We start from the raw sequence: 25,166 nt of genomic DNA on the forward strand, positions 1-25,166 counted from the left end.
TATGAGTATGACAGACGATTCACGCAAACTCCCCCCCCAGAGCCTGGAAGCGGAGATGTCCATCCTGGGGGGGGTCCTGATCGACAACGACGCCATCAACCGCGCGCTGGAGGTCATCGGGCCGGACGATTTCTACCGCGAAAGCCATCGCAAGATCTTCCGGGCCATGATCCGCCTCTCCGATCAGCGCGAGCCGTGCGACCTGATCACCATGACCGACATGCTCAGGAAAGAGGGCGAACTGGAGGAGGTGGGGGGGGCGGCCTACCTGGCGACCCTGGTGGACTATGTCCCCACGGCGGCCAATGTCAGCTATTACTGCAAGCTGGTGAAGGAAAAGTCCATCAACCGCAAGCTGATCTCCGTGGCCACCGAGATCGCCACCCGCGGCTACGACGGGCAAACGGACGTCAACGAGCTTCTGGACCTGGCGCAGAAGGACCTGTACGAGATCTCCGAGAACAAGCTGCGGCCCCAGTACGTGCCGGTGCAGGAGATCATCAAGGACACCTTCAAGATCCTCCAGACCCTGCACGACCGCAAGGAACACGTCACCGGCGTCCCCACCGGCTACACGGAACTGGACAACATGACCGCCGGCTTCCAGCCGGGCGACCTGATCATCGTTGCCGCCCGCCCCTCCATGGGCAAGACCACCCTGGCGCTCAACATCGCCCAATACGCCAGCGCCGAGGCCAAGAAAAAGGTCGCCTCGGTGATCTTCTCCCTGGAGATGGGCAAGGAGCAGTTGGTGATGCGTTTCTTCGCCTCCATCGCCCGGGTCGATTCCGGCAAGATGCGTACCGGCCACTTCCAGGATTCGGATTGGCCCCGGCTGCAACGGGCCGCCAGCATCCTCTACGACTCCAAGATCTTCATCGACGACACGCCGGCCATCAGCGTCCTGGAGTTGCGCTCCAAGGCGCGGCGCCTGAAGCGCGAGCACGACATCGGGCTGATCATCATCGACTACCTGCAACTCATGCGGGGCGGCGCCAATACCGAATCGCGCCAGCAGGAGATTTCGGACATCTCCCGTTCGCTCAAGGCCCTGGCCAAGGAGTTGAACGTGCCGGTGGTGGCCCTCTCCCAGCTCAACCGCAGCCTGGAGAGCCGTGGCGACAAACGCCCCATGATGAGCGACCTGCGCGAATCGGGCGCCATCGAGCAGGACGCCGACGTCATCATGTTCGTCTACCGCGAATCGGTCTATTGCGAGCACTGCCGCAAGCGGGACGGCTCCTGTACCCAGAACCATGAAAGGAATGCGGAGGTCATCATCGGCAAGCAGCGTAACGGCGCCATCGGTACGGTGGAACTGGTGTTCCTCGGCGAGCATACCCGTTTTGAGAACAAAAGCGACCGGCCCGATGCGTGATGCCGTTTCCCGGCATCTCGACGGGGCGGCAGACGTGCGTTGCGACTCCAGGAGGGCAGCATGGCAGAGTTAGTGAAAAAAGGGTCCCTGGGCCATATCCTCTCGTCTTCACAGATCATCACCGAGTCGGATATCGTCAACGCCCTGGAAGAACAGAAACGTTTCGGCATCCGTTTCGGCGAGGCGCTGGTCAACCTGGGGGTCGTCACCCAGGAGGATATCGACTGGGCGCTCTCCAATCAGTTGGACCTTCCCTACATCCGACTGAAGAAGGAGATGATCGACCCGGAAGCCATTGCCCTTGTGCCGGCCGACGTGGCCCGGACCTATAACCTCATCCCCCTGATCTGCACCGGCGGCGAACTGAACGTTGCCGTTGCCGATCCGCTCAACCGGGCGGCGGTCGAAGCGGTCGAGGCCCACACCGGTCTGCGGGTCAACCTGTCCGTGGCGCTGATCCGGGAGATACGCCAGATGGTCGACGCGTGGTACGGCCCGGTCGGCCAGGAGCGTCTGGGCTTCAGTTCCACCGCCTTTTCCGACAAGGCCCTCGAGGCCATCAACGACGATATCGGCGGCGACACGCTGCTCAACTATCTGATGGTGTTCATCATCCAGAATCGTCTCTCGTCCCTCTCCCTGCAACCCCTCGGCGACGAGGTGGCCATCACCGGGAAGCGGGGGGGGATCACCCGTCCCATCGGCACCCTGGCCCCCAATTACTACCCCGACGTCATCCTCCGGTTGCACAGGAGCGCTGCGATCGGTCCCCTGGCCGAACGGAGCGCCATCGGCCTGCTCCCCTTTACCTACCAATCCCGTCCGGTGACCTTCCAGGTCGTGGTCATGCAGGGCCAAGGGGGCGACTACGTCACCCTGCGGACCCATGTCAGCGCCACCGTTCCTCCCCGGGTAGCCGAGCTGCACCTGCCGGTGGCCCAGGAGGCCGCCTTCAACCGGATGGCCCGGGCGCATCGGGGCATTACCTTTTTCGCCTCGCGCAACAGCCAGGAACGGTGCCGTTTCATGGATCTCATGCTGGAGGAGGCCGATACCGCCGGAAAGAACGTCATCATCCTGGGAGAAGGGCCGGGGCGGATGAACAAGCGGTTTCCGCGCATCCCCCTGCCCCGTTCCGAGGCGGACCGGGCCCGGCTGATCATGGACGCCCTGGACCATGACCCGGATGTGCTGGTGATCGAGGACGCCACCGAGGGGATGCCCTTCACCGCAGCCTGCCGCGCCGCCATGCGCGGCAAACTGGTGCTCGCCGGCCTGGAGATACGCGGCACCCGTAATGTCCTGCGGCACCTCCTGCTCTACCAACAGAAAAACTACTTCCTGTCGGGGTTCGTCAACGGTCTGGTCTCCTTCAAGGGGATCCAAATTCTCTGCCCCGCGTGCCGGACCGCCTACGTCCCGCCGCAGGAGGAGCAGGCCGTCATGCATCTGGACCAGCCCCCGGCCGGTTTCTACCGCACCAGCGGCTGCGACGAGTGCGGCCACAGCGGATTCAGCACGCGGCGTTTCCTGGTGGACGCGCTGGTATTCGACGACGAATTCCTGCGGGTCTTCACACAGTCATCGGATGTGACGGCCCTGGACAATTACCTGCGCCAGGTGGAGTATCACGGTAGCGACCAGGAAGGGTTGCGGCTTTTGATGGAGGGGAAGGTGTCGCCGGAGGAGTACATAGCCTCGGTGGTACTGTAAGCCGCGCCCGTATTCACGGCATCTTTGCCCCGGCCTCAATCGCAAAATCCGTAGGCGTTGCCCTTGCTACGCCTGCGGTTTTGCTCAATCGGCCAGGTCAAATCTGCCGCAAATCCGGGCGCGGTCCTCGCGGCAGTTAGTTACGGACAAGTATTTCCTTGGGAACAGTGGAGGGATCCCAACATGGCTAAGATCGATGCGCTTTTCAGGATGATGAGGGAGCAGGGGGCGTCGGACCTGCATCTCTCCACCGGGAATCCGCCTATTTTCCGTCTGAACGGCGAGATGGTGCGGCTTAACTTCAAAAGCCTGGCACATGAAGAACTCCGGGAGGTCCTGTTCGAGATCCTGGACGAAAAACAGCGCGCCCAGTTCGAGGCCACCAAGGACCTGGACTTTGCCTACTCCGTGCCCGACCTGGCCCGGTTCCGCGGCAACATCTTCATGCAGCACCGCGGCATCGCCGGCGTGTTTCGCATCATTCCCACCAAGATTCTCTCGGCCGACGACCTCCATCTGCCGGAGGGGGTGCGGCGCATGACCAACTTCAAGAAGGGGCTGGTGCTGGTGACCGGGCCGACCGGTTCGGGAAAGTCCACCACCCTGGCGGCCATGATCGACCTGATCAATTCCACCCGCAAGGAACACATCCTGACCCTTGAGGACCCGTTGGAGTTCATCCACGAGAACAAACAGTCCCTCCTGAACCAGCGCCAGATCGGCGAGCATACGGAAAGCTTCGCCTCGGCCCTGCGCGCGGCCCTGCGCGAAGACCCGGACATCATCCTGGTGGGGGAGATGCGCGACCTGACCACCATCTCCCTGGCCATGAGCGCCGCCGAAACCGGGCATCTGGTCTTCGGCACCCTGCACACCAACACCGCGGCCAAGACCGTGGACCGTATCATCGACGTCTTCCCCACCGACCAGCAGGAACAGGTGCGCGCCATGCTGTCCGAATCCCTCAAGGGGGTGGTCTGCCAGCAACTGCTCAAGACCGCCGACGGCAAGGGGCGCACCGCGGCCCTGGAGATCATGATCGGCACGCCGGCCATCGGCAACCTGATCCGGGAGGGGAAAACCTTTCAGATCCCTTCCATCATCCAGACCGCCAAGAGGGATGGCATGCAGCTCATGGACCAGCACCTGCTGGACCTGCTCAAAACCAAGCAAATCAACCCGGAAGAGGCCTACCGCTGTTCCATCGACAAGAAACAGTTCGAACAGTACCTCCCTGCCCAGCAGGGGGGGGCGCCGGGGATGCCGGGGCATTGAGGTTGTTGAAAAACAGCCATCAGGCCTTCGTCCTCAAAAACTCCCTTTGTGCGGCGTAGCGCCCCTCATCCTATCCTTCTCCCCCGGGGAGAAGGGATACCGTTACCCTCCCCCTCCGGGAGAGGGTGGCCAAAGGCCGGGTGAGGGCCTCCGCGGGGTTTTCTGCGGGTGCGACGATCTGGCTATTTTTGAACAACCTGGCGTTTCGGCAACCTGAAAGGCCCAACATAGGGCCTTTCAGCCAATTCCGTCTTCGCAACGCAGGGGGCAGGGCAGCATGAACCACATGGGGGCCTTTCAGGAACTTTTGGCAGCATCACCGGTCATCCTGGCCGAAGGGGCGGTCATCGAACGCCTGCGGCGCATGCCCGACATCCGCCTGGACGAGCAGGTGGTCAACTCGGCCCTGATCTACGACGACCACGGGCGGTGCGCCCTCGGGCGGATCTGCCGCCAGTACCTTGAGATCGGCCGCAACTACGGCCTGCCGCTCCTGCTTTCCACCCCCACCTGGCGTGCCGGTCGCGAGCGTATCGCCGCCGCCGGGCTGGCCGGCCGCGACCTGAACGGCGACAACTTCCGCTTCCTGGACGGTCTGCGCCGGGAGCAGGGGGATTACGGCAAGAATGTGATCATCGGCGGACTGATGAGTTGCAAGGGGGATGCCTATAAGCCGGAAGAGGCCCTGAGCGCCCCCGAGGCGCGCGCCTTCCACGCCTGGCAGGCCGAAGCCCTGGCCGCAGCCGGGGTCGATCTGCTCAAGGCTACCACCCTGCCGGCCCTGAGCGAGGCCATCGGCTTGGCCCAGGCCCTGGCGGCCACCGGGCTCCCCTATCTGATCAGTTTCGTGGCCCGCCCGCAGGGGACCCTGTTGGACGGCACGCCGCTCAAAGACGCTATCGCCGCCATCGACAGCCAGGCCTCACCGCCGCCCCTGGCCTACCTGATCAACTGCACCCACGCCTCGGTCTTCCGCCGCGCCCTCTGCCACGAGCGTAACTCGTCACCGCTGGTCAGGGAGCGGGTGATCGGCCTGCTGGCCAACACCGCCGCCCTGAGCCCGGAAGAGCTGGACAACAGCACCGAGCTGGTGGAAGAGGCGCCGGAGCTCTTCGGCGCGGCGGTGGCCGCCCTGCACGGGGATTTGGGTATGAAGGTGCTGGGAGGGTGCTGCGGTACGGACGAGCGCCATATCGACTCCCTGGCGCGGCGCCTTGCCGCCCGGTTGCCACACGTGCAGGAGGGGCTATGACTGCCGCCCCGGCTCGGCTGCGCCCCGGCCGTTACCGGCACTACAAGGGAAACGAATACGAGGTGGTCGCCATCGCCCGCCACAGCGAGACCGAGGAGGAGATGGTGGTCTACCGCCAGTTGTACGGCGACCGCTCCCTGTGGGTCCGGCCGCTCGGCATGTTTCTGGAGGAGGTTCAGGTGGGTGGGCGGCAGGTGCCGAGATTCCAGTGGGTGGGGGAAGGGCATGGGACACTTGATGGGGGAAATTGGGGAAATTTGAAAGTTTAACTTGCAAATTTCCCCCAGTCTTCTCGCCATCCGAGGTATAACGTTATGGCGAGAGTTTATTATAACCAGCGAATGCACGCAACCGCGCCAAGCCCGCACCCCGTGATCCACACAACCGTTACAGTCAATCAAACCATCAGATATTGAGGTATTCGTGGCACTTATCACCCTTCGCGACATAACCCTGGCCTTCGGCGGGCCACCGCTCTTCGACGGCATCAACCTCCAGATCGAGCCGGGGGACCGCCTCTGCCTGCTGGGCCGCAACGGCACCGGCAAATCGACGCTGCTCAAGCTGATCGGCGGCGAACTCCCCCTGGAGGGGGGCGAGATCCAGCGCCAGCAAGGGCTCCGGGTCGCCCTGGTCTCCCAGGATGTGCCCATGGGGGTCGACGGCACGGTCTTCGACGTGGTGGCCTCGGGCATGGGCAACGCGGCCGAGCTCTTGGCCGAGTACCACCGGGTCGCCCACCGCCTCTCCCTGGAGGGGAGCGAGGCGCTCCTGGCCGAACTGGAGGAGTTGCAGCACAAGCTGGAGGAAAGCGGCGGCTGGAGCCTGCACCATGAGGTGGAGCGGGTGTTGAAGCGGCTGCACCTGGACGCCGAGGTCGCTTTCTCTTCACTCTCCGGCGGCACCAAACGCCGGGTGCTGCTGGCAAAGGCGCTGATCGCCGCACCGGACATCCTGCTCATGGACGAGCCGACCAACCATCTGGACATCGACACCATCCTCTGGCTGGAGGATTTTCTGCTGCATCAGGTCAAGACCCTGGTCTTTGTGACCCATGACCGGGCCTTTGCCCGGCGTTTGGCTAATCGGGTGGCGGAGCTGGACCGGGGGCGGATTTATGCCTTCAACTGCGGCTACGACGAGTTCGTGGAGCGCCGGGAAGCGCTCTTGGAGGCCGAGGTTACCCGTCAGGCGCTGTTCGACAAGAAACTGGCCCAGGAAGAGGCCTGGATCAGGCAGGGGATCAAGGCCCGCCGGACCCGGAACGAAGGACGGGTGCGGGCCCTGAAAAGCCTGCGCGAGGAGTACCGCCAGCGCCGGGAGCGCCAGGGCACGGCCAGGATCCAACTCCAGGAGGGGGAGCGTTCCGGCCGCCTGGTGGCGGAGGTGGAGCACGTCTCCTTTGCCTACGACGGCCGTCCGATCATCGCCGACCTGACCACCACCATCATGCGCGGGGACCGGGTGGGGATCATCGGCCCCAACGGCTCGGGCAAGACCACCCTGCTGCGCCTGCTGCTGGGGGAGTTGACGCCGGACCAGGGCGCGGTCAAGGCGGGCAGCCGCCTGGAGATCGTCTATTTCGACCAGATGCGGGAACAGCTCGACCCGGACAAAAGCGTACAGGACAACGTGGGGGAGGGGAACGACACCCTGGTGATCAACGGCAAGAGCCGCCACATCATCGGCTATCTCCAGGACTTCCTGTTCTCACCCGAACGGGCCCGCAGCCCGGTCTCGATCCTCTCCGGCGGCGAGCGCAACCGGCTGCTTTTGGCCAAGTTGTTCACCAAGCCCTCCAACGTGCTGGTGATGGACGAACCGACCAACGACCTGGACGCCGAGACCCTGGATCTGCTGGAGGACCTGCTCCTGGAGTATTCCGGGACCCTGCTTCTGGTGAGCCATGACCGGGAGTTTCTCAACAATGTGGTGGGGAGCACGCTGGTACTCTCCGGCAATGGTGCGGTCCGCGAATACGTGGGGGGATACGACGACTGGCTCCGCCAGGCCGCCGCGGAGGCGCCCGCTGCCCCCGTTGTTACCTCCAAACCGGCACAGGAGAAGGGGCGGCCCCAGAAGGAGCGCCCCCGCAAGCTCTCCTTCAAGGAGGAGCGGGAGTTGGCCGCCCTGCCGGACCGCATCGCCGCCCTTGAGGAGGAACAGGGGCGGCTGCACGCCACCCTGGCCGATCCAGATTTCTACAAGTCGGCCGGTGCCGAGGTGGCCGCGGTCAACAGTCGGCTTGGGGAGTTGGAGCAGGAGTTGGCCGCCGCCTATGGCCGCTGGGAAGAGCTGGAGGCGCTGCAATAGGATGTGCAATCCGGCGGCCGGGGGGGCCGCCTATCACACGCGAAGCGTACGAGGAAACAATGAAAGTCACGGAAAAGCAACTCAAGGCCCGCTGCACCGACCTGAACCTGGGGCCGCTCAAGGACACCGCCTTTGGCCTGAAGATCGAGCGCACCTCCAAGGGGTACACCTGCAGCCTGGTGTACCGGGACAGTACGCCGCCCGAGATACTGATCGCCGATGCCAGCGCATCGGAAGCCGACGCCTGCATCTCCGGCGTTGCCACCACCTCCACGGTCTACAAGGCCATCCAGGGGACCATCAAGCCGGAGTTCGTGCCCCAGGAGGTGTTCGTCAAACAGCATGGCGAGCGCTGCCCCAAGTGCGGCTCCCGGGACATCAACCCCGGCCACATCACCGCGGCGAAAGGGGAATTGGCACAGTGGCACACCTGCGGCCGCTGCGCCACCGCCTGGCACAACCTCTACCGTCTGACCGGGTATGAACTGCCGGTGGTCATGGAGGATGGGGCCGCATCCTGACGGGGCGTGGGAGGATCGGGCCCCTGGCGTAACGCCGGTCGCGGACCGGGATGGTGTTGGTGATCGATCCCCTCAATCTTGCGCATAATTATATACACCCCCTTTGATCCGGTCCAAAGCCGTCAAAGCCCCATCCGTAGCGGGGTTGTCGTTTTCTACCCCTCCACGGGTGTATGGTGTTGCAATACACCTCCCGGCGCGTGCCACCCCCATATCCCGGCCGCGATCTCGCTGTAAAATTATTAAATCAAGTTATGTCGCAATGTTATGAAACTGGTTTCTCCTGGGGAGTGTTTTGGCACGCACGATGCTAGATAAAGGTCAAGAGCGTAACGGATCACAAAATAAAAGGAGGACGCCATGAAAACGTTAGCTACCATTATCGGAACCATCGCACCCGCAACCGCATTTGCAGCCTCTGCTCCGCGTGTCGATGACAGCGGGCTCTTCGTCTGGATCTTTCTCGGCTTTTGTGCGCTGATCGTCGCGGCACAGCTCATGCCGGCCCTCCTGCTCATGTTCGGCATGGCGAAAGGCGTGAAGGGCGTGGTCAAGGGCGAAGCAAAAACGGCAACACACAAGGCCTAGCACAAATCAAGGAGGTAACCATGCAACAGGACCTCTGGTGAAGGGGCCGCGAACCGCGGCCCCTTTTCTTTTGCCCTCATCCGGGCCCCCTGCTCCTCGTGTTGCCAAACCGATAAAGTTGCCTGCAGTAGGCGGCCGAACACCCCAGGAGCGAGATTCAGAACCTGTTCGGGAATGGTCTCCGAACATTCGGGGGCGCCTGGGTGCGCACGTAAGAGACAGCGGCTGTAACGTCCCTCCTGGGGCGTCATTGGAACATCCCTCTGGACAGAGTTTCATCCCCTCTGATAAAGTAGCCACCCCTATGAAAATAAAACGTCTCGAAATATCGGGCTTTAAGTCCTTCGCCGACAAGGTGGTGCTGGACTTCCAGCAGGCGGTGACCGGCGTGGTCGGCCCCAACGGCTGCGGCAAGTCCAATATCGTGGATGCCATCCGCTGGTGCATGGGTGAACAGTCGGCCAAGAACCTGCGCGGCAAGGCCATGGAAGACGTGATCTTTGCCGGCAGCGAGACCCGCAAGCAGTTGGGGGTGGCCGAAGTGTCCCTGGTCTTCTCCACCGAGGACGGCCGGGCACCGGCCAAGTACCTGGATTATGCCGAGATTCAGCTTACCCGCCGCCTCTACCGGGACGGCGAAAGCGATTACCTGATCAACAAGACCCCCTGCCGCCTGCTGGATATCACCGAACTGTTCATGGATACCGGCGTCGGCACCCGCGCCTATTCGATCATCGAACAGGGCAAGATCGGCATGATCCTCCATTCCCGCCCGGAGGAACGGCGCTTCCTGATCGAGGAGGCCGCCGGGGTCACCAAGTTCAAGTCGCGCAAAAATCTGGCCTTGAAGAAGATTGAGGGGACCCGCCAGAACCTCTCCCGCCTGAACGACGTGCTGGGGGAGATCCGGCGGCAGTTGGCCTCGTTGCAGCGCCAGGCGAAAAAAGCCGAGAATTTCCGCGCGTACCGGGACGAACTGCGGGAGATCGAACTGCTCTTCGTGGGGCGCGAGTACCGCGACACCCAGGTCCGGCGCGGCGAGGCCGAGCGGGAACTGGCGGCACTCAACGAGCGTATCCGCGGGGCGTTTGCCGGGGCTGCCCTGGGGGAATCCCAGGTGGAAGAGGCCCGGCTCCGGCTGGTGGAGGCGGAGAAGCGTCTGGCCGCGACCCAGGAGGATATCTTCCGGGTCAGGAGCGAGTTCAGCGCCGCCGAGAACGGCGTGATGTTCCAGCGCAAGGAGTTGGCCGCCCTGGAGGGGAGGCTGGAGCGTCTCGGCGGCGAGGCGGGCGAGCGGGAGAAGCGTCTGGCCGAGTGTTCCGAGCGCCGGGGATTGCTGCAATTGCGCCGGGACAGTTCCACGACCGATACCGCCGCCATGCAGGCCGAGTTGCAACGGGCCGAGGAGGCGTTGGCCGGGCACCAGCAGGCCGAGGAGGAGCTCAACCGCAGGCAGGAGGCCCGGCGCAAGGAGTTGTTCGCGGCCCTGGCCGAGTCGTCCCAACACAAATTCCGTTACGAAACGGCCCAGAAGCGCTTGGCCGGCCTGACGGAACGGTTCGAACGGCACCGCCGCGAAGAGCTGCAACTCAGGGAACGCCGGGAACTGGCCGGCCAGCGCGCCGGTGCGCTGGATGCCCAGGTGGCCGAGGCGCAGGTGGAGCAGGAACAGCTCCAGGTGGAGTTGAACGCCCTGCGCGGACGGGAGGCCGAGTTACGGCAGCGCCTGCCCGAGGTGGAAAAAAAATGGCAGTCCCGGCGGGATGAACTGAACCGCAGTTCGTCTCGTCTCCACTCCCTGCGGGAGTTGGAAAACCAGTTTGCCGGTTACGGTCAGGGGGTGCGCAAGCTCATGAAGGACGAGGGGCTGCGCTCCCGCTTCAGCGGGGTCGTGGCCGATGCCGTCGAGGCCCCGCCCGAGCTTGAGGCGGCGGTGGAGGCGGTCCTGGCGGACCGGCTCCAGTGCATACTCTGTGCGGATGATGGCGACGCCCTAGCGGCCCTGCGCTTTCTCAAGGGGAATAACGGCGGCCGGGCCGGCATCGCTCTCCCTCTGGAGCCTAAGACGGGAACTGTCCCTGTGGTGCCGGGCGCTACGGCGCTGGCCGACCGGATGGCGGTCAGCGGACCGTTCGGCGGCCTGATCCGGTTCATGCTGGCCAATGTCCTGCTGGTGGACGGGATTGCCGACGCCATTCGCTTGGCCCGGCAGCACCCTGAGCTCATTTTTGTCACCCCGGATGGTGATATGGCGGCATTGGGCGGGATCGTGACCGGAGGCTCCGCCGAACAGGTACAGAAGGGGATCATCCATAAAAAGCGGGAAATCAAGGAGTTGGAGGAGGCGGTGGCCGGGTTGGAGCGGGAAACCGAATCCCTGGCCAAGGAACGTGACGAACTGCGGCACCGCTCCCTGGAGGTGGCGGAGGAGTTGAAGGTCACCGGGAGCCAGCTGCACCAGGCCGAGTTGAAGCGGACCGGCCTGGCCAAGGACCGCCAGCAGACGGCCGACGAGATCGCCCGGATCGAGGAGCGTCTGGCCCTGCAGGCCCTGGAGACGGCCACCCTGGACGAGGAGCGGGAAGGGCTGGAGGCCGAGCTGAAGCAGTCCCAGACGCGTTTGGGAGAGACCGGCGATGTCTCCCGGGAGCTTGAGCAGGAGGTGGGACGCCTGAAGGAAGAATTGGAGGCCCGCCGGAAGGATCTGGCCGCCGCCCGGGAGCGGGTCACCGCCATCCGGGTGCAGACGGCCACCCTCAAGGAACAGCATGAGGCCCACCTGCGCGACATCGCCGGCCTGGAACGCCAGGTGGAGGAACTCACCCGGCGCTTGGCCGCCGACCGGCTGGAACTGGAGACGGGTGGCGGCGAGCGGGTGCGCCTGGAGGGTGTCATTGCCACGGAAGCCGAGCGCCTGGAAGGGCTCGTCCGCCGCCAGGCCGAAGCGGAGAGCCTGCTGGCCGGTGTGCGCTCCGCCAGCGAGGAGGCCGCCGCGGCCCTGGCCGAGGCCGAAGCCAGGACCAAGAAGGCCCGTGAGGAGAGCGACGCGGTCCGTCAACTCCAGGCGGATCTGAATCTGCGTTTTTCCACATTGACGATGCAGGCCGAACATTTAGAACGTTCCGTGCAAGAAAACAGTCGCACCAGCATGGCCGAGGTCCTGGCACGGCTGGAAGGGGTGGCATTCGACGAGGCGGCCCGCCGGGCGCGCCAAGTCGAGTTGCAGCGCCTCCTGGACGATATGGGCGAGGTAAACCTCCTCGCCATCGAGGAGTGCGCCGGCATGGAGGAACGCTTCAACTTCCTGTCGTCCCAGAAAAACGATCTGGAAGAGTCGCTGCGCAGCCTCCAGCAGGCCATCCAGCGTATCAACCGTACCACCCGGCAGCGCTTTCTGGAGACCTACAACCAGGTCAACGCCACGTTTCAGGAGGTCTTTCCGCGCCTGTTCTGCGGGGGGCGGGCCGAGTTACGCCTGACCAACGAGGAAGACCTTCTGGAGACCGGCATTGATATCATCGTGCAGCCGCCGGGCAAGAAGCTCCAGAATGTGACCCTCCTCTCGGGGGGGGAGAAGGCGTTGACGGCGGTGGCGCTGATCTTCTCCATCTTCCTGATCAAACCGACGCCCTTCTGTCTGCTGGACGAGGTGGATGCGCCCCTGGACGATGCCAATATCGGCCGTTTCAACGACATGGTGCGGGAGATGAGCGCCGTTTCCCAGTTCATCATCATCACCCACAACAAGGCCACCATGCAGGTGGCCGACACCCTCTACGGCATCACCATGGAAGAGCCGGGGGCGTCGCGGATCGTGTCGGTCAGGCTGCACTGAAGGTGGTGCCGGGAAGAAGGAAGCCGGGGCTCGCCGTGGCCCCGCGGTCCGGCAGGACGGCATGACATTTGTTTTTATGCCCCGTGCGGGTGCTGGTATTTTGTCGTGAGGATATGATAATGCCGTTTCAACGTATTCTGAAAACGCTGGTCGAGGAAACCCCCCGGGCGGTGGGAGCCATTCTGGTGGATTGGGAGGGTGAGGCGGTACAGGAGTGGTGTCTCTGCGATCCTTATGAGATGCGCTTCATCGGCGCCCACAAGGGGATCATCCTGGCCCGGTTGAAGGAGATGCAGGGGAGTGCGCAGGTGGGGGCCATTGAGGATGTGGTGGTGACCGCCAGCGAGCGCCACCTGATCATCGGCTGCATCGACGACGATTATTCCCTGGTGATGGATGTCGACCGCGCCTGCCCGGTGGCCTTGGCGTTGCATCATTTTCGCGCTGCCGTGACGCGGCTCAAGAAGGAGATCTGATGGAGCAGCAGGAAAAGAAGGGCTTTTTCCGGGGGTTGGTGGATAAAATCGCCGGGACCGGGCAACCGCAGACGAATGATAGCGAACCGCCACCGCCGGCCGGGGCGGAAGAACGCCCGGATAGTGGGCCCGGTTTCTTCTCGCGCCTCAAAAACGGCCTGAAAAAGACCAAGGATGGGCTGGTGGGCCGCATCGACGCCCTGGTGCTGGGGAAAAAGGAGATCGATGCCGACACCCTGGAGGAGTTGGAAGAGATCCTGATCACCTCGGACATCGGCGTCAAAACCACGGTGGAGTTGATCCGCTCCCTGGAGCAGCGCCTGGGGCGTAACGAACTCAAGGACGGCGAGGCGCTGCGGGCGGCCCTCAAGGCTGATATCCTGGCGCGCCTGAACGCCCACCATAGCGTACTCGACACCGATGCGCGGCACCCCTTTGTACTGCTGGTCATCGGCGTGAACGGGGTCGGCAAGACCACCACCATCGGCAAGCTGGCCTCCCGTTTCACCGGCAAGGGGAAACGGGTGCTCCTCGCTGCCGCCGATACCTTCCGCGCCGCGGCTGCCGAGCAGCTCGAGGCCTGGGGGGAACGCTCCGGCGTGGATGTCGTCCGCCACAAGGAGGGGGCCGACCCGTCCGCGGTGGTCTTCGACGCCTGCAAGGCTGCCGTGGCCCGGCAGGTGGATATCCTGATCGTCGATACGGCCGGCCGGCTGCATACCAAGGTCAACCTGATGGAGGAGATGAAGAAGATTCACCGTGTCATCAGCCGCGAGATTCCCGGTGCCCCCCATGAGACGCTGCTGGTGCTGGACGCGGCCACCGGCCAGAACGCCGTCTCCCAGGCGCGGCTTTTCAAGGAGGCGGCCGGGGTCACCGGCATCGCTCTGACCAAGCTGGACGGCACCGCCAAGGGGGGGATCGTGGTGGCGGTCAGCCATGAATTCGGTCTGCCGGTCCGCTATATCGGTGTTGGGGAGGCGATCGACGACCTGCGCGACTTTAATCCGCAGGAGTTCACGGATGCCCTCTTCCAGGCCTGACAAACCCGCTGCCAAACAACGCCGAAGGGCCGGAGAAGCCCGAGATTTCACGCAATTAGGGCTTGACTTCACTGTGTCCTCTGGGTATAGTAATCTGTCGCGAAAGGAAGCTTGCATCATGGATCAGGAACTGTTTACAGCGTTGGAAAAGAAGGTCGATGACCTGCTTGACAAGTATTCAAGCCTGAAAGCCGACAACGCCCGGCTGGCTGAGGAAAACGGGCGCCTCCTGGCGGAGCGCGAAGGGCTCAAGTCGCGTGTCGATGCCATTCTCGGCAAGCTCGAAGGAATTTGAATTGCCGGGAAGGCGGCGGCTGCGCCGATACCGGACCGTCTCTGCCGACAGCTGGGGCGGGTGTGCCGGGATACCGGCAAAACACGACAGGTGCCGGTGAACCCCTATGAAAACGACCCATCTGGTGACGGTGCTTGGCCGGGAGCTTTCGGTCAGGAGTTCGGCTTCCGCCGAAAAGGTCCAGGCGGTGGAATCGTTTGTCAACGCCAGACTGCACGAAATCGGCAGTGCCCTCAAGAACGGCGATGCCCAGTTGGTGCTCATGCTGGCGCTGCTCAACGTCAGTGAAGAGTTGCTGGAACTGCGCAGTTCCGCAGAGCGGGGCGGCCTGATCGATGCCTCGCTGCACCGGTTGATGGAAAAGTTGGAAAAAGCGTGATGAGCTCGGAACATCCGGCTGCACGTACAAGGTCTCGTAAGGGAGACTTGATCATATATTCGCACCAGCATCACAATCAGTCCCGGTAGGTGTGGCGACGCTGGTCCCCGCCTGCTGATAACCTGACACCCGCAGAATATATTCAACGACGAAAGGAAGGAATCGCTCCCGAGGAAAAACCAGCGCCCAACCAAATTCTGCGGCACTCACGAGCCATTCCCCTTTCACCCTCCCTGATCGACCTTCCCAGGACCCTCTTCCTCTGGGCACTCTCTACTTGTCTGTTTGTAAACGAATTTTGCGTGGAATCGATAGTATGCCCAAGCGGTCATTACGGCAGCAGATGTTGGCCCTGCGTCTGGCGCTCAGCCAGGAAGCGTGGCATGCCTCCAGCCTGCTGGCCCAGCAAAACCTGCTCGACCTCGAAGAGTACTCACGGGCGGAGTGTATTGCCCTCTACGCCCCGGCGCGCAACGAAGCCGATACCACCGAGATCGTGGCAGCCGCCTTCAGGGCCGGGAAGCGGGTGCTGTACCCGGCCGTCTGCGGGGAACACATGGTGTTCCGCCAGGTGGAGGGACTGGCTAGTCTCGAGCAGGGGAGTTTCGGCATTCTTGAACCGTGCCCCACCGGCGTCGATCACCACGCCGATGAGCCGGACCTGATCGTGGTGCCGGGGGTGGCCTTTGACCTGAACGGGCATCGTATCGGCTACGGCAAGGGGTTTTACGACCGTTTTCTGCGACATCCGGGACGCACGGCCCACTTGGTGGGACTGTGCCATGATTTTCAGATTGTCGGGGGGGCGATCCCGGCAGAAGGGCACGATATACGAATGGAGATCATCGTCAGCGATCGGCGGGTTGTCCGCTGCGGAAGTAACCGGAGCCATCTCGGTGGTCCGGATTAAAAAACAGGCTGGTGCGACCGGAGCGGGGTGGGTGGGACACGACCCCGCGGTAACGCTTCAACAGTCTGATAGAGGAGGTTATTGATATGGAAGTGAGTATCTGGATGGTTGTCACCATCCTGGCGGTGGCCGCCGGGGCGTATTTTGCCGGCACCAGGTTCAGCAAGAAGGATGCGGACGCCATCGTCCGTCAGGCGGATGACCTCGCGAACAAGGTCATCGAGGATGCCCGGCGCGAGGCGGAGACCATCACCAAGGAGGCCGAGCTCAAATCAAAGAACGCGGCCATCGAGGCCAAGGAAGAGTACGAGCGCGAGATGCGGGAGAAGAAGCGTGAGCTCCAGAATCTCGAAAAGCGTTTGTTGCAAAAGGAAGAGAATCTGGACAAGAAGGTTGCCCTTTTTGACCAGAAAGAACTGGATATCCTGAAAAAAGAGCAGGTTCATTCCGCCAAGGAACAGGCCCTTGGCGAACGCGAAGACGAACTGAAAAAGGCGGTCGGTGCCCAGATGGCCAAACTCGAGCAGATTTCGGGCATGACGGCCGGCGAGGCCAAAAAGGAACTGATGAACGCCATGGAGAGCGAAGCCAAACACGATGCGGCCAAGCTCATCAAGGTTATCGAAGAGGAAGCCCGGGAGACTGCCGACAAGAAGGCCAAGGAGATCATGGCTCTGGCCATTCAGCGGTATGCCGGCGAATACGTGGCGGAGCGGACGGTATCGGTGGTGCCGCTCCCTTCCGATGAGATGAAGGGGCGCATCATCGGGCGCGAGGGGCGCAACATCCGTGCCCTGGAGGCGGCTACCGGCATCGATCTGATTATCGACGACACCCCCGAAGCGGTCATCCTGTCCGGTTTCAACCCGGTTCGCCGCGAGGTGGCCCGTCTCTCCCTGGAGAAACTGATCGGCGACGGCCGCATCCATCCCGGCCGTATCGAAGAGGTGGTGGCCAAGTCCACCGAAGAGGTGGAACTCTCCATCAAGGAAGCGGGCGAACAGGCGGCCTTCGACCTGGGGGTCCACGGCATCCATCCCGAGGTGCTCAAGCTGATCGGGCGCCTCAAATACCGCACCTCCTACACCCAAAACGTCTACCAGCATTCGCTGGAGGTGGCGTTCCTCTGCGGCATCATGGCGGCGGAACTGGGGATCAACGTCAAACAGGCCAAGCGTGCCGGCCTGTTGCACGACTTGGGCAAGGCGGTTGACCACGAGGTGGAAGGGTCCCACGCCGTGATCGGGGCCGAGTTGGCCAGGAAGTACGGTGAATCACCGAAGATCGTGCATGCCATCATGGCCCACCACGAGGACGAAAAACCCTCCACCGTGCTGGCGGTGCTGGTTCAGGCGGCCGACGCCCTTTCCGGCGCACGTCCCGGAGCCCGGCGCGAGATGATGGAAACCTATGTCAAGCGTCTGGAAGATCTGGAGCGCATTGCCACCTCCTTCAGCGGCGTAAGCTCTTCCTTCGCCATTCAGGCCGGTCGGGAGATCCGCGTGATGGTGTCCAGCGAACAGGTCAGCGACGAACAATCGCTGATCATGGCCCGGGACATTGCCAAAAAGATCGAGGCCGAGATGACCTACCCGGGGCAGATCAAGGTGAACGTGATCCGCGAGACGCGAGCCGTCGAGTTCGCCCGCTGATCGTCTGCCGCCTGTCCCCTCACATCTATCGCATCCCCCCCTCCCCATGGGAGGGGGGCGTAGAGAAAGCACTCAATGAGCATCAAAATCCTCTTCATCGGCGACATCATCGGCAAGCCGGGGCGTCAGGCCCTTTCCCGTGAACTGCACCGTCTGGTTGACCGGCACGCGGTGGACCTGATCATCGCCAACGGCGAAAACGCTGCCGGCGGTTTCGGCCTGACCACCGAAACGGCCAAGGAACTGTTCGACACGGGTGTACACTGCCTGACCAGCGGCAACCATATCTGGGACAAGAGGGAACAGGTCCCGCTCGTGCTGGCCGACCGCCGTATCCTCCGGCCGGCCAACTATGGCGCGGAGGTGCCGGGTACCGGCAGTGTCGTCGTCACCACCCCGGGGGGCGTCAAGGTTGGGGTGCTCAACCTGGAGGGGCGGGTCTACATGAAGAATCTGGAATGCCCCTTCCGCGTCGCGGATCGGGAGATCGAACTGCTGAGGAAGGAAACGCCGCTCATCTTCGTCGATTTCCATGCCGAGGCAACCTCGGAGAAGTCGGCCCTGGGATGGTATCTCGACGGCCGGGTCAGCGCCGTTGTCGGCACCCACACCCACGTGCAGACCGCCGACGAGCGTATCCTCCCCCAGGGGACGGCCTACCTGACCGACGCCGGCATGACCGGAAGCTTTGATTCCGTGATCGGTATCGGCAAGGAAGAGGCCATCCGCAAGTTTCTCACTCAACTGCCGGTAAAGTTTGAGATTCCCAAGAAGGATATCCGCCTGAACGGGGTACTGGTCGGGATTGACCCGGAAAACGGCAGGGCGCTCAGCATTGAGCGCATTACCGTGGGTTGTTGAGTGCTTTGATGATTTTGGCTTGACTTGATCCAGTGAACGGGCTAGTTTTTAAGCGAACATATTTACTCGGAGGTGCTCCCTGTGGGCATTTTAGTCGGTACCGGTCTCGTTGTCAGGATTGTTCTGTTTATTCTCATCGCCTTCTCGGTCCTGTCGTGGACCATCATCATGTTCAAGTTTTTCCAGATCTACAAGGCCAACAGCGATTCGGAACGCTTCATGGACTTTTTCTGGAAATCCAAACGTTTTGACGCCATCGCCTCCCAGGTGGACCGTTTCACCGGTTCGCCGCTGACGGTGCTCTTCAACGAGGGGTACGGCGAGCTGGGCAAATTCGTTGCGGGGAGCGGCACGACCGACACCAGCGTCCTCAGCACCGACCTGGGAGGGATCGAAAACGTTTCCCGCGCCCTGCGCCGCGCAACCAACTCGGAGATCACCCGTCTCGAAAAGTATACGACCTTCCTGGCGACCACCGGCTCCACATCGCCGTTCATCGGGCTGTTCGGGACGGTCTGGGGCATCATGACCGCTTTCGAGGGGATCGGCAAGACCGGCTCCGCCTCGCTGGCCGTCGTCGCCCCCGGCATCGCCGAGGCGCTGATCGCCACCGCCATCGGCCTGGTGGCCGCCATTCCGGCCGTCATGGCCTATAATCACTTCCAGCACAAGATCCGGGTTCTGATCAACGAGATGGACAGTTTCTCCACCGAGTTCCTCAATATCGTGCAACGCAACGTGGCAGGAAAATAAGCGATGGCAATGGGCGGACGTAATGACAACAGGGGCACGATGGCGGAGATAAACGTCACCCCGCTGGTCGATGTCATGCTGGTGCTCCTGGTCATCTTCATGGTGACGGCGCCGATGATGCAGCAGGGGGTGCAGGTCAACCTCCCCAAGGCCGACACCAAGGCCATGAACCCGGCGGAGGAAACGGTGGTGGTCACCGTCGATAAGAACAACAAGGTCTTCATCAACAAAGAGGAAACCCCTGCGGGGGAATTGCGCTCCAAGCTGACCAGCATGTTCGAATCGCGAACCAAGAAAGAGGTCTTTCTCAAGGCCGATGCCGGCGTTCCCTATGGCGAGGTTGTCAGGATCATGGCCGACATCAAAGGGGCCGGAATAGAACGGCTCGGTATGGTGACGGAGCCGTCTCCGAAATAAGATGATCACAACGCAGGACACACATGACGCCGGAATGGGCGTTAGCTTCAGTATTTCCGCCGTCATTCATCTGGCGGTTTTTTTGTTGCTGCTGTGGTGGGGGCAGCTTTTCCCGACCACGGCAACCGTTCAGGAAACCTATTATGTCGATGTGGTCAACCTGCCGGTAGCCAACCCCCGGGCCGGCAGTCCGACCCAGAAGGGGAACGATGCCGAAGCCCCGCCTCCGCCCCAAACCCACGAAGCCCCGTTGAGCATGCCGTCCCCCCCGCAACCGAGCACCAAGGCGCGCACCGCACCGACCGGAAAAGCCCAAAAGGCCGAGAAAGCCGAAAAGACGGACACCGCCAGCGATACGGCCTTTGCCGAAAAGATGGCGAAGCTTGAGAGCAAGGCCGAGTCCCAGCAACAGGAGGCCGCCCTGGAGCGGCTCCGCAAAAAAGTCAAGACGTCCGGGAGCGGCAGGGCCGGGATGCCGGCCGGCAGCGGCAGCGAGGCCGGCAGCGACTACACGGCATACGTCCAGTCGCGCCTGAAGGACGCCTTCTATCAGACCATCTCCTATACCAGCAAAAATCCCGAGGTCGTTGTCCACTTATATATCGACGCCGACGGCAAGGTGACCCGTCAGAAGATCGAAAAGAGCAGCGGCGACCGGACGTTTGAACTGTCGGTGCTGCGGGCGGTGGAAAAGGCCGGCGATAAACTCGTTCCGCCTCCCAACCACAAGGTCTTCGAGGGGACGTTTGTCTTCAAGCCCAAAGGCATTTCCCGCAACAAGCTGTAACGAGGTCTCAATGAAACTGCTTTTAACCCTGATGCTGCTATTTGTCCTGCCGACCGCCCTCCATGCCCAGCCCGGATATGTCGAGGTGACGGCGCCGGGCAATCGCCAGCTCAAACTTGCGGTCGAAATACCCCACGCGCAAAACGCCGCGTCGAGTGCGGGCGCCGCCAAGGAGATGGCCGGCGTGATCGCCTTCGACATGAACATGTCGGGTCTGGCGAATGCCGAGATCAGGGAGCCGTTGCCGCTTGCCGGCGGCCTCATGTTCGGGGCGACCGATTTCGCCCCGTGGCTGGCTGCGGGGTTCGACATGCTGGTGCGCGGCGAATACAGCATCAGCGGCGACAACCTGACGGTGGAGTTTCGCCTGTACGACGCCCTCAACAACAAGATGATGACCGCCAAGCGGTACTTGGGGAAGAGCAAGGATCTGCGCCGGTTCGCCCACTCCTTCTGTGACGAGGTGCTGCTGCAGATGACCGGCGAACGCGGCCCCTTTACGACCCATATCGCCTTTATCTCGACCCAGTACGGCAACAAGGAGGTCGCCGTCATGGACTGGGACGGGCACAACCTGTTGCCGTTGACCAGAAACGGCTCCATCAACCTTAACCCCGACTTCTCGCCCGACGGGCGGGAGATCGTCTTCACCTCGTACAAACGGGGCAACCCCGACCTGTATAAGCGCGCCCTGTCGAGCACGGTCGAAATCCCCCTGTCCAAACGCAAAGGGCTCAACATCACCGGCGCCTGGTCGCCGGACGGCACGAAGATCGCCCTAGCCCTCAGCAAGGACGGCAACGCGGAAATCTACACCATCGCCAGGGACGGCAGCAACCCGGTGCGCCTGACCGTCAGCCCTGCCATCGAGGTCTCGCCGGTCTGGTCGCCGGACGGCAAACGCATCGCCTTTGTCTCCGACCGGTTGGGCAAGCCGCAGATTTTCGTGATGGACGCCAACGGCGGCAACGTGCGCCGGTTGACCACCGCCGGGGGGTATAACGTCAACCCCCGCTGGTCCCCCAAGGGGGACAAGATCGCCTATGCCCGCATGCATGGCGGGGCATTCCATATCTACGTCATCAATGCCGACGGCAGCGGCGACACCCAGCTTACCACCACGGGGAGCAACGAAAATCCCGCCTGGTCTCCGGACGGGCGTTTCATTGCGTTCAGCTCGAAGAGGGGCGGCCCTGACGGGATCTATGTGATGCGGGCCGACGGCAGTGGCCAGATCAGGGTCAGCCAGGGCAAGGGAAATGGGAGCCAGCCGGCCTGGTCGCCCCGCTGACAGGCTATTTTGAAGAACCGGGGCGGGGCCGTTTCCGCGACGGCGCAACCGGCCAAACACCGGGGATTTGTTTCTCCAACAGGTGTGAAATTATTCCCTATTCGCAATTGCAAATCTTTTTGTCTGTTGTATAATTCGTTAACGCTTTGATAGTCAGGCGGCAGATCATAATAAATCCAAGACCAAGGAGAATTGTTATGAAACGAGGAACCATGGTAGTGCTGGCAGCGCTTAGTCTGGCGGCTTTGCTGGCCAGCGGTTGCGCAAACAAGGAAGTCGTCAAGAGCGAGGAACCGGTTGTCAAGGCCGAGCAGCCAAAGGCCCCCGAAGTTGCCAGGCCGGAAGTCGCACCCCAGCCGACCAAACAGGCTCAGCCTGAGCAGGCTACCCCGGCGGCCGAGCCGATCAAGCAGGCTGAAGCCCCTGTTGCCGCCGCTCCGGCTGCGGAAACCGCTTTTGAAAGCGTCTATTTTGATTTCGACAAATCAGACCTGAGCCAGGATGCCCGTGACGTGCTCAGCAAAAACGCCGAGATCCTGCTGAAAAACAAGCCCGGCATCAAGGTCCAGATCGCCGGCCATTGCGATGAACGCGGCTCGGCCGAATACAACCTGGCCCTGGGTGAGCGCCGTGCAAAATCGGCCCTGCACTACCTGACCACCCTGGGGGTCGCCGCCGACCGCCTTTCCATCATCAGCTACGGCAAGGAAAAACCGGCGGTCGATGGCCACGATGAGGCCGCCTGGGCCAAGAACAGAAGGGATGAATTCGTTATCGTGCAATAAGCACGCCTGCTACACATAGGCGACCGTCATGATATACGCCGGAATGCTGACCGCATCCCGGCGTATTCTTTTCGGGGGGCCCTGCGCGTCGAGATGGGAGTTTGCGAGACGTTTCCCTTGACATTCCGAAAGATAATATATATTGTTTTTCATATATTAATCTATTTCTGGGAGCTACTCGGTGAAACAGGCATTCATTATTCTCATGCAGGTTGTGGTGATGGCGGGGCAGGCAAACGCTGCGCCCGCGGTTCAGCACCTGACCCTGAAGGAGGCCATCGGCGCAGCCCTGGAGAATAACCATCTCATCAGGGCCGCCGGCCACCATGCCGACGCGGCGCGCCAGGGGGTTGCCATCGCGGAATCGTACTACTACCCCTCCCTCACCTTCGAGGAGGCCCTTACCGCCTCCAATGCCCCCACCCAGGCCTTCATGATGAAGCTTGACGAGGCACGTTTCACCCAGAACGACTTTCTTACCAATAATCTCAATCACCCCTCCGCCTCCCATGACTTCAGAACCGCCCTGACGGTCAATCAACCGTTATACCGTCCCTCCATCGCTCCGGCCAGGGAACTGGCCGCCCGGGAGTCCGAAAAACAGGACCTGGGATTGGAGGCTGCCCGGCAGGATATCGCCTTCCAGGTTTTCAGGCGCTATCTGGAGGTGCAGAAGGCGGTTGCGCAACTCAAGGCCGCCGACCAGGCGATCGGAGACGCCCGCGAAAACCTGAGGCTGGCAGGGGTGCGCCGCGATGCGGGGGTTGGGCTGCTTTCCGACGAACTTCGCGCCAGGACGCACCTCTCCGCCGTGGAGCAGCGACTCATCAGCGTCCGTAACGACCTGGAACTGGCAAAGCTGCACCTGGCCGATGTGGTCGGCCTCAAAAACGGACAGGAACTGGACATCGCGGAATCGGCGCCAGCCTTTGCCCCGCCCCTCGCCTCCGAAGACCTGGTGGCCGTAGCACGGGAGAACAGGAAAGAGTTGCAGCAGTACCGTGCCGAACTGGGGAAATCCGAGGCGGCCCTCAAGCTGGCCCGCAGCGCCTATCTGCCCGAAGTGGGCGCTTTCGCCTCGTACCAGATGAACGCCAGGGATGTCCCGTTGGGGGCCGATAACGACGCCTGGGTGGCCGGGGTGAGCCTCACGTGGCAACTCTTCGACGGGTTTCGCCGCTATCGCGACCGGGACCGGGCCGTTGCCGAACGTTCGGCAACGGCCGAGCAACTGGAACAGGCAAACAGGGATATCGCCCTCCAGGTGCGGGAAAACCGCCTGCGAAGGGAGGAGATGGGCAAGCGGCTCGAGGTGGCCCGCAATGCCCTGCGGGATGCCGAAGAGACGGTGCGTCTGCTGACGCGGCGTTTCGAAAATTCCCTGGCGACCATGGTTGACTTGCTGGACGCCCAGAACGCCCTCAATCAGGTCCGCTCGAACCTGGCAGAAAGCGAGGCCAACTATGCCCTGGCCGGTGGGCGGGTCTATCATGCGGCCGGGACATTCCTGAAGGAGATTATGAAATGACGAGGTTTTCGTATCTGCTCGCCGTAGGCCTGTGGGCGGCAATCCTCGCCGGTTGCGGCGGGAAAGGGCCGGAGGCCGGGCACGGGGAACGTTCGCCGGCAGTGGTCGTCAAGGGCGTCCAGGTGGAAACGGTGAAGGCCGTTGCCGTGCCGGATCTCATGGAGGTGGTCGGCACCGTAAAGGCGCGTACCAGCGCCGTGGTTTCGGCCCGTATCCCCGGCACCGTCACCGTGCTGAAGGTGCGGGAAGGGGACCGGGTCAGGAAGGGACAGCTCCTGGCCCGCCTTGATGCCCAGGAAACCGGGGCGACCGGAGCCGCTGCCGTGGCGGGCAGTGACGAGGCCCAGCGCGCGCTGGATGAAGCTCAGGCCCGCAAGCGGCTGGCCGACGTGACGTTCGACCGCTATCAGCGCCTCTATAAGGAGCAGGCCGTCACCCGCCAGGAATTCGACACCAAACAGACCGAACAGGAGGTGGCCGCCCAGGGCGTTGCCCGGGCCCAGGCCCGTTACCGGCAAGCCAGGGAAGGGGCGCGGGCCGCCTCCCGCATGGCCGATTACGCAACGATAGTTGCCCCGATCTCCGGGGTCGTCACTGCCAGGCAGGTTGACTTGGGGTCCACGGTCTTCCCGGCCCAGCCGTTGATGACCATCGACAGCGAAGGGAGTTACCAGCTTGAGCTGGCCTTGCCGGAATCGCTGGCAACCAGGGCCAAGGTGCAGACGCCGCTTCAGGTCACGCTGGATGCCCTGCAGGTGACCATCAGCGCCAGGATCGCCGAGATCGTCCCTTCTGCCGATCCCCAGAGCCGCACGTTCATCGCCAAAGTGCCCCTGGACCGGAAAGGGGTGGCATCGGGTATGTTCGGGCGCGCTTCCATCAGCCTGGGAAGCACGGCCAACGGCATCCTGCTGCCGGAGCGCGCCGTTGTGGAGCGCGGGGCGCTGACCTCGGTCTGGGTGGTGGATCAGGCTCATACCGCGCGCATGCGGCTGGTGAAGAGCGGCAAGAGCGTTGGCGGCAAGGTGGAGATCCTCTCCGGCCTTTCCGACGGCGAGCGGGTGGTGGTGTCGGGCGCGGATAAGGTCAGCGAAGGCGCGAAGGTGGAATAGAC

23 protein-coding genes are annotated in these 25,166 nt (G+C 62.7%); all 23 read left to right on the plus strand.

What is annotated here, in order from left to right; translation table 11 throughout:
* Positions 1 to 7 precede the first annotated feature (7 nt).
* The 23 genes from dnaB to F6V30_RS04245 all read left to right on the plus strand — a co-directional run bounded on the left by dnaB (position 8) and on the right by F6V30_RS04245 (position 25,164).
* A complete protein-coding gene (dnaB, locus tag F6V30_RS04135; protein ID WP_151155218.1) occupies positions 8 to 1,378 on the plus strand; it encodes a replicative DNA helicase in 1,371 nt (456 codons plus the stop codon).
* Between the two features lie 60 nt (positions 1,379 to 1,438).
* Positions 1,439 to 3,091 (plus strand): ATPase, T2SS/T4P/T4SS family, encoded by a 1,653-nt coding sequence (locus tag F6V30_RS04140; protein ID WP_151155220.1) that lies wholly within the window; start codon positions 1,439 to 1,441, stop codon positions 3,089 to 3,091.
* Between the two features lie 183 nt (positions 3,092 to 3,274).
* Positions 3,275 to 4,366 (plus strand): type IV pilus twitching motility protein PilT, encoded by a 1,092-nt coding sequence (locus F6V30_RS04145; protein ID WP_151155222.1) that lies wholly within the window; start codon positions 3,275 to 3,277, stop codon positions 4,364 to 4,366.
* A 277-nt stretch (positions 4,367 to 4,643) separates the two neighbouring features.
* The gene (locus tag F6V30_RS04150) at positions 4,644 to 5,618 is read left to right on the plus strand and encodes a homocysteine S-methyltransferase family protein (RefSeq protein WP_151155224.1); all 975 of its coding nucleotides are present in this window, start codon (positions 4,644 to 4,646) and stop codon (positions 5,616 to 5,618) included.
* Positions 5,615 to 5,887 (plus strand): DUF1653 domain-containing protein, encoded by a 273-nt coding sequence (locus tag F6V30_RS04155; RefSeq protein ID WP_151155227.1) that lies wholly within the window; start codon positions 5,615 to 5,617, stop codon positions 5,885 to 5,887. Before F6V30_RS04150 ends, F6V30_RS04155 begins: the two co-directional genes overlap by 4 nt.
* 154 nt (positions 5,888 to 6,041) lie before the next feature.
* Positions 6,042 to 7,931, plus strand: coding sequence for an ATP-binding cassette domain-containing protein (locus tag F6V30_RS04160; protein WP_151155229.1), 1,890 nt, complete (start codon positions 6,042 to 6,044; stop codon positions 7,929 to 7,931).
* A gap of 59 nt (positions 7,932 to 7,990) precedes the next feature.
* Entirely contained in the window at positions 7,991 to 8,452 is a 462-nt protein-coding gene (locus tag F6V30_RS04165; RefSeq protein WP_151155231.1) for a hypothetical protein, read from the plus strand.
* 360 nt (positions 8,453 to 8,812) lie between these two features.
* Positions 8,813 to 9,040: a hypothetical protein gene (locus F6V30_RS04170; RefSeq protein ID WP_151155233.1), complete on the plus strand. Its 228-nt coding sequence runs from the start codon at positions 8,813 to 8,815 to the stop codon at positions 9,038 to 9,040.
* Positions 9,041 to 9,344: 304 nt separating this feature from the next.
* A complete protein-coding gene (smc, locus tag F6V30_RS04175; protein WP_151155235.1) occupies positions 9,345 to 12,875 on the plus strand; it encodes a chromosome segregation protein SMC in 3,531 nt (1,176 codons plus the stop codon).
* 119 nt (positions 12,876 to 12,994) lie between these two features.
* Positions 12,995 to 13,351, plus strand: a complete 357-nt coding sequence (locus tag F6V30_RS04180) for a roadblock/LC7 domain-containing protein (protein ID WP_151155237.1) — start codon at positions 12,995 to 12,997, stop codon at positions 13,349 to 13,351.
* Positions 13,351 to 14,394: a signal recognition particle-docking protein FtsY gene (ftsY, locus tag F6V30_RS04185; RefSeq protein WP_151155239.1), complete on the plus strand. Its 1,044-nt coding sequence runs from the start codon at positions 13,351 to 13,353 to the stop codon at positions 14,392 to 14,394. Before F6V30_RS04180 ends, ftsY begins: the two co-directional genes overlap by 1 nt.
* 118 nt (positions 14,395 to 14,512) lie before the next feature.
* On the plus strand, positions 14,513 to 14,689 hold the full coding sequence (gene zapB, locus F6V30_RS04190) for a cell division protein ZapB (protein ID WP_151155241.1): 177 nt from the start codon (positions 14,513 to 14,515) through the stop codon (positions 14,687 to 14,689).
* A 106-nt stretch (positions 14,690 to 14,795) separates the two neighbouring features.
* The gene (locus tag F6V30_RS04195) at positions 14,796 to 15,068 is read left to right on the plus strand and encodes a cell division protein ZapA (protein ID WP_151155243.1); all 273 of its coding nucleotides are present in this window, start codon (positions 14,796 to 14,798) and stop codon (positions 15,066 to 15,068) included.
* A gap of 316 nt (positions 15,069 to 15,384) precedes the next feature.
* Complete coding sequence (locus tag F6V30_RS04200) at positions 15,385 to 15,978, plus strand: 5-formyltetrahydrofolate cyclo-ligase (RefSeq protein ID WP_151155245.1); 594 nt, start codon at positions 15,385 to 15,387, stop codon at positions 15,976 to 15,978.
* 104 nt (positions 15,979 to 16,082) lie between these two features.
* Positions 16,083 to 17,630, plus strand: a complete 1,548-nt coding sequence (gene rny, locus F6V30_RS04205) for a ribonuclease Y (RefSeq protein WP_476739151.1) — start codon at positions 16,083 to 16,085, stop codon at positions 17,628 to 17,630.
* A gap of 75 nt (positions 17,631 to 17,705) precedes the next feature.
* The gene (locus tag F6V30_RS04210) at positions 17,706 to 18,491 is read left to right on the plus strand and encodes a TIGR00282 family metallophosphoesterase (RefSeq protein ID WP_151155249.1); all 786 of its coding nucleotides are present in this window, start codon (positions 17,706 to 17,708) and stop codon (positions 18,489 to 18,491) included.
* Positions 18,492 to 18,572: 81 nt separating this feature from the next.
* Positions 18,573 to 19,244, plus strand: coding sequence for a protein TolQ (tolQ, locus tag F6V30_RS04215; RefSeq protein WP_151155250.1), 672 nt, complete (start codon positions 18,573 to 18,575; stop codon positions 19,242 to 19,244).
* Between the two features lie 3 nt (positions 19,245 to 19,247).
* Positions 19,248 to 19,661 (plus strand): protein TolR, encoded by a 414-nt coding sequence (tolR, locus tag F6V30_RS04220; protein WP_149307539.1) that lies wholly within the window; start codon positions 19,248 to 19,250, stop codon positions 19,659 to 19,661.
* 34 nt (positions 19,662 to 19,695) lie between these two features.
* Positions 19,696 to 20,448, plus strand: coding sequence for a cell envelope integrity protein TolA (gene tolA / locus F6V30_RS04225; protein ID WP_191965574.1), 753 nt, complete (start codon positions 19,696 to 19,698; stop codon positions 20,446 to 20,448).
* Between the two features lie 10 nt (positions 20,449 to 20,458).
* Positions 20,459 to 21,739, plus strand: coding sequence for a Tol-Pal system beta propeller repeat protein TolB (gene tolB / locus F6V30_RS04230; RefSeq protein WP_151155254.1), 1,281 nt, complete (start codon positions 20,459 to 20,461; stop codon positions 21,737 to 21,739).
* Positions 21,740 to 21,936: 197 nt separating this feature from the next.
* Entirely contained in the window at positions 21,937 to 22,524 is a 588-nt protein-coding gene (gene pal, locus F6V30_RS04235) for a peptidoglycan-associated lipoprotein Pal (protein WP_151155256.1), read from the plus strand.
* 181 nt (positions 22,525 to 22,705) lie between these two features.
* A complete protein-coding gene (locus F6V30_RS04240; RefSeq protein WP_151155258.1) occupies positions 22,706 to 24,052 on the plus strand; it encodes a TolC family protein in 1,347 nt (448 codons plus the stop codon).
* Entirely contained in the window at positions 24,049 to 25,164 is a 1,116-nt protein-coding gene (locus F6V30_RS04245; RefSeq protein ID WP_151155259.1) for an efflux RND transporter periplasmic adaptor subunit, read from the plus strand. The genes F6V30_RS04240 and F6V30_RS04245 overlap by 4 nt, the downstream gene beginning before the upstream one ends.
* Positions 25,165 to 25,166 lie beyond the last annotated feature (2 nt).

The sequence above is a fragment of the Oryzomonas sagensis genome (assembly GCF_008802355.1).
Lineage (GTDB): Bacteria > Desulfobacterota > Desulfuromonadia > Geobacterales > Pseudopelobacteraceae > Oryzomonas > Oryzomonas sagensis.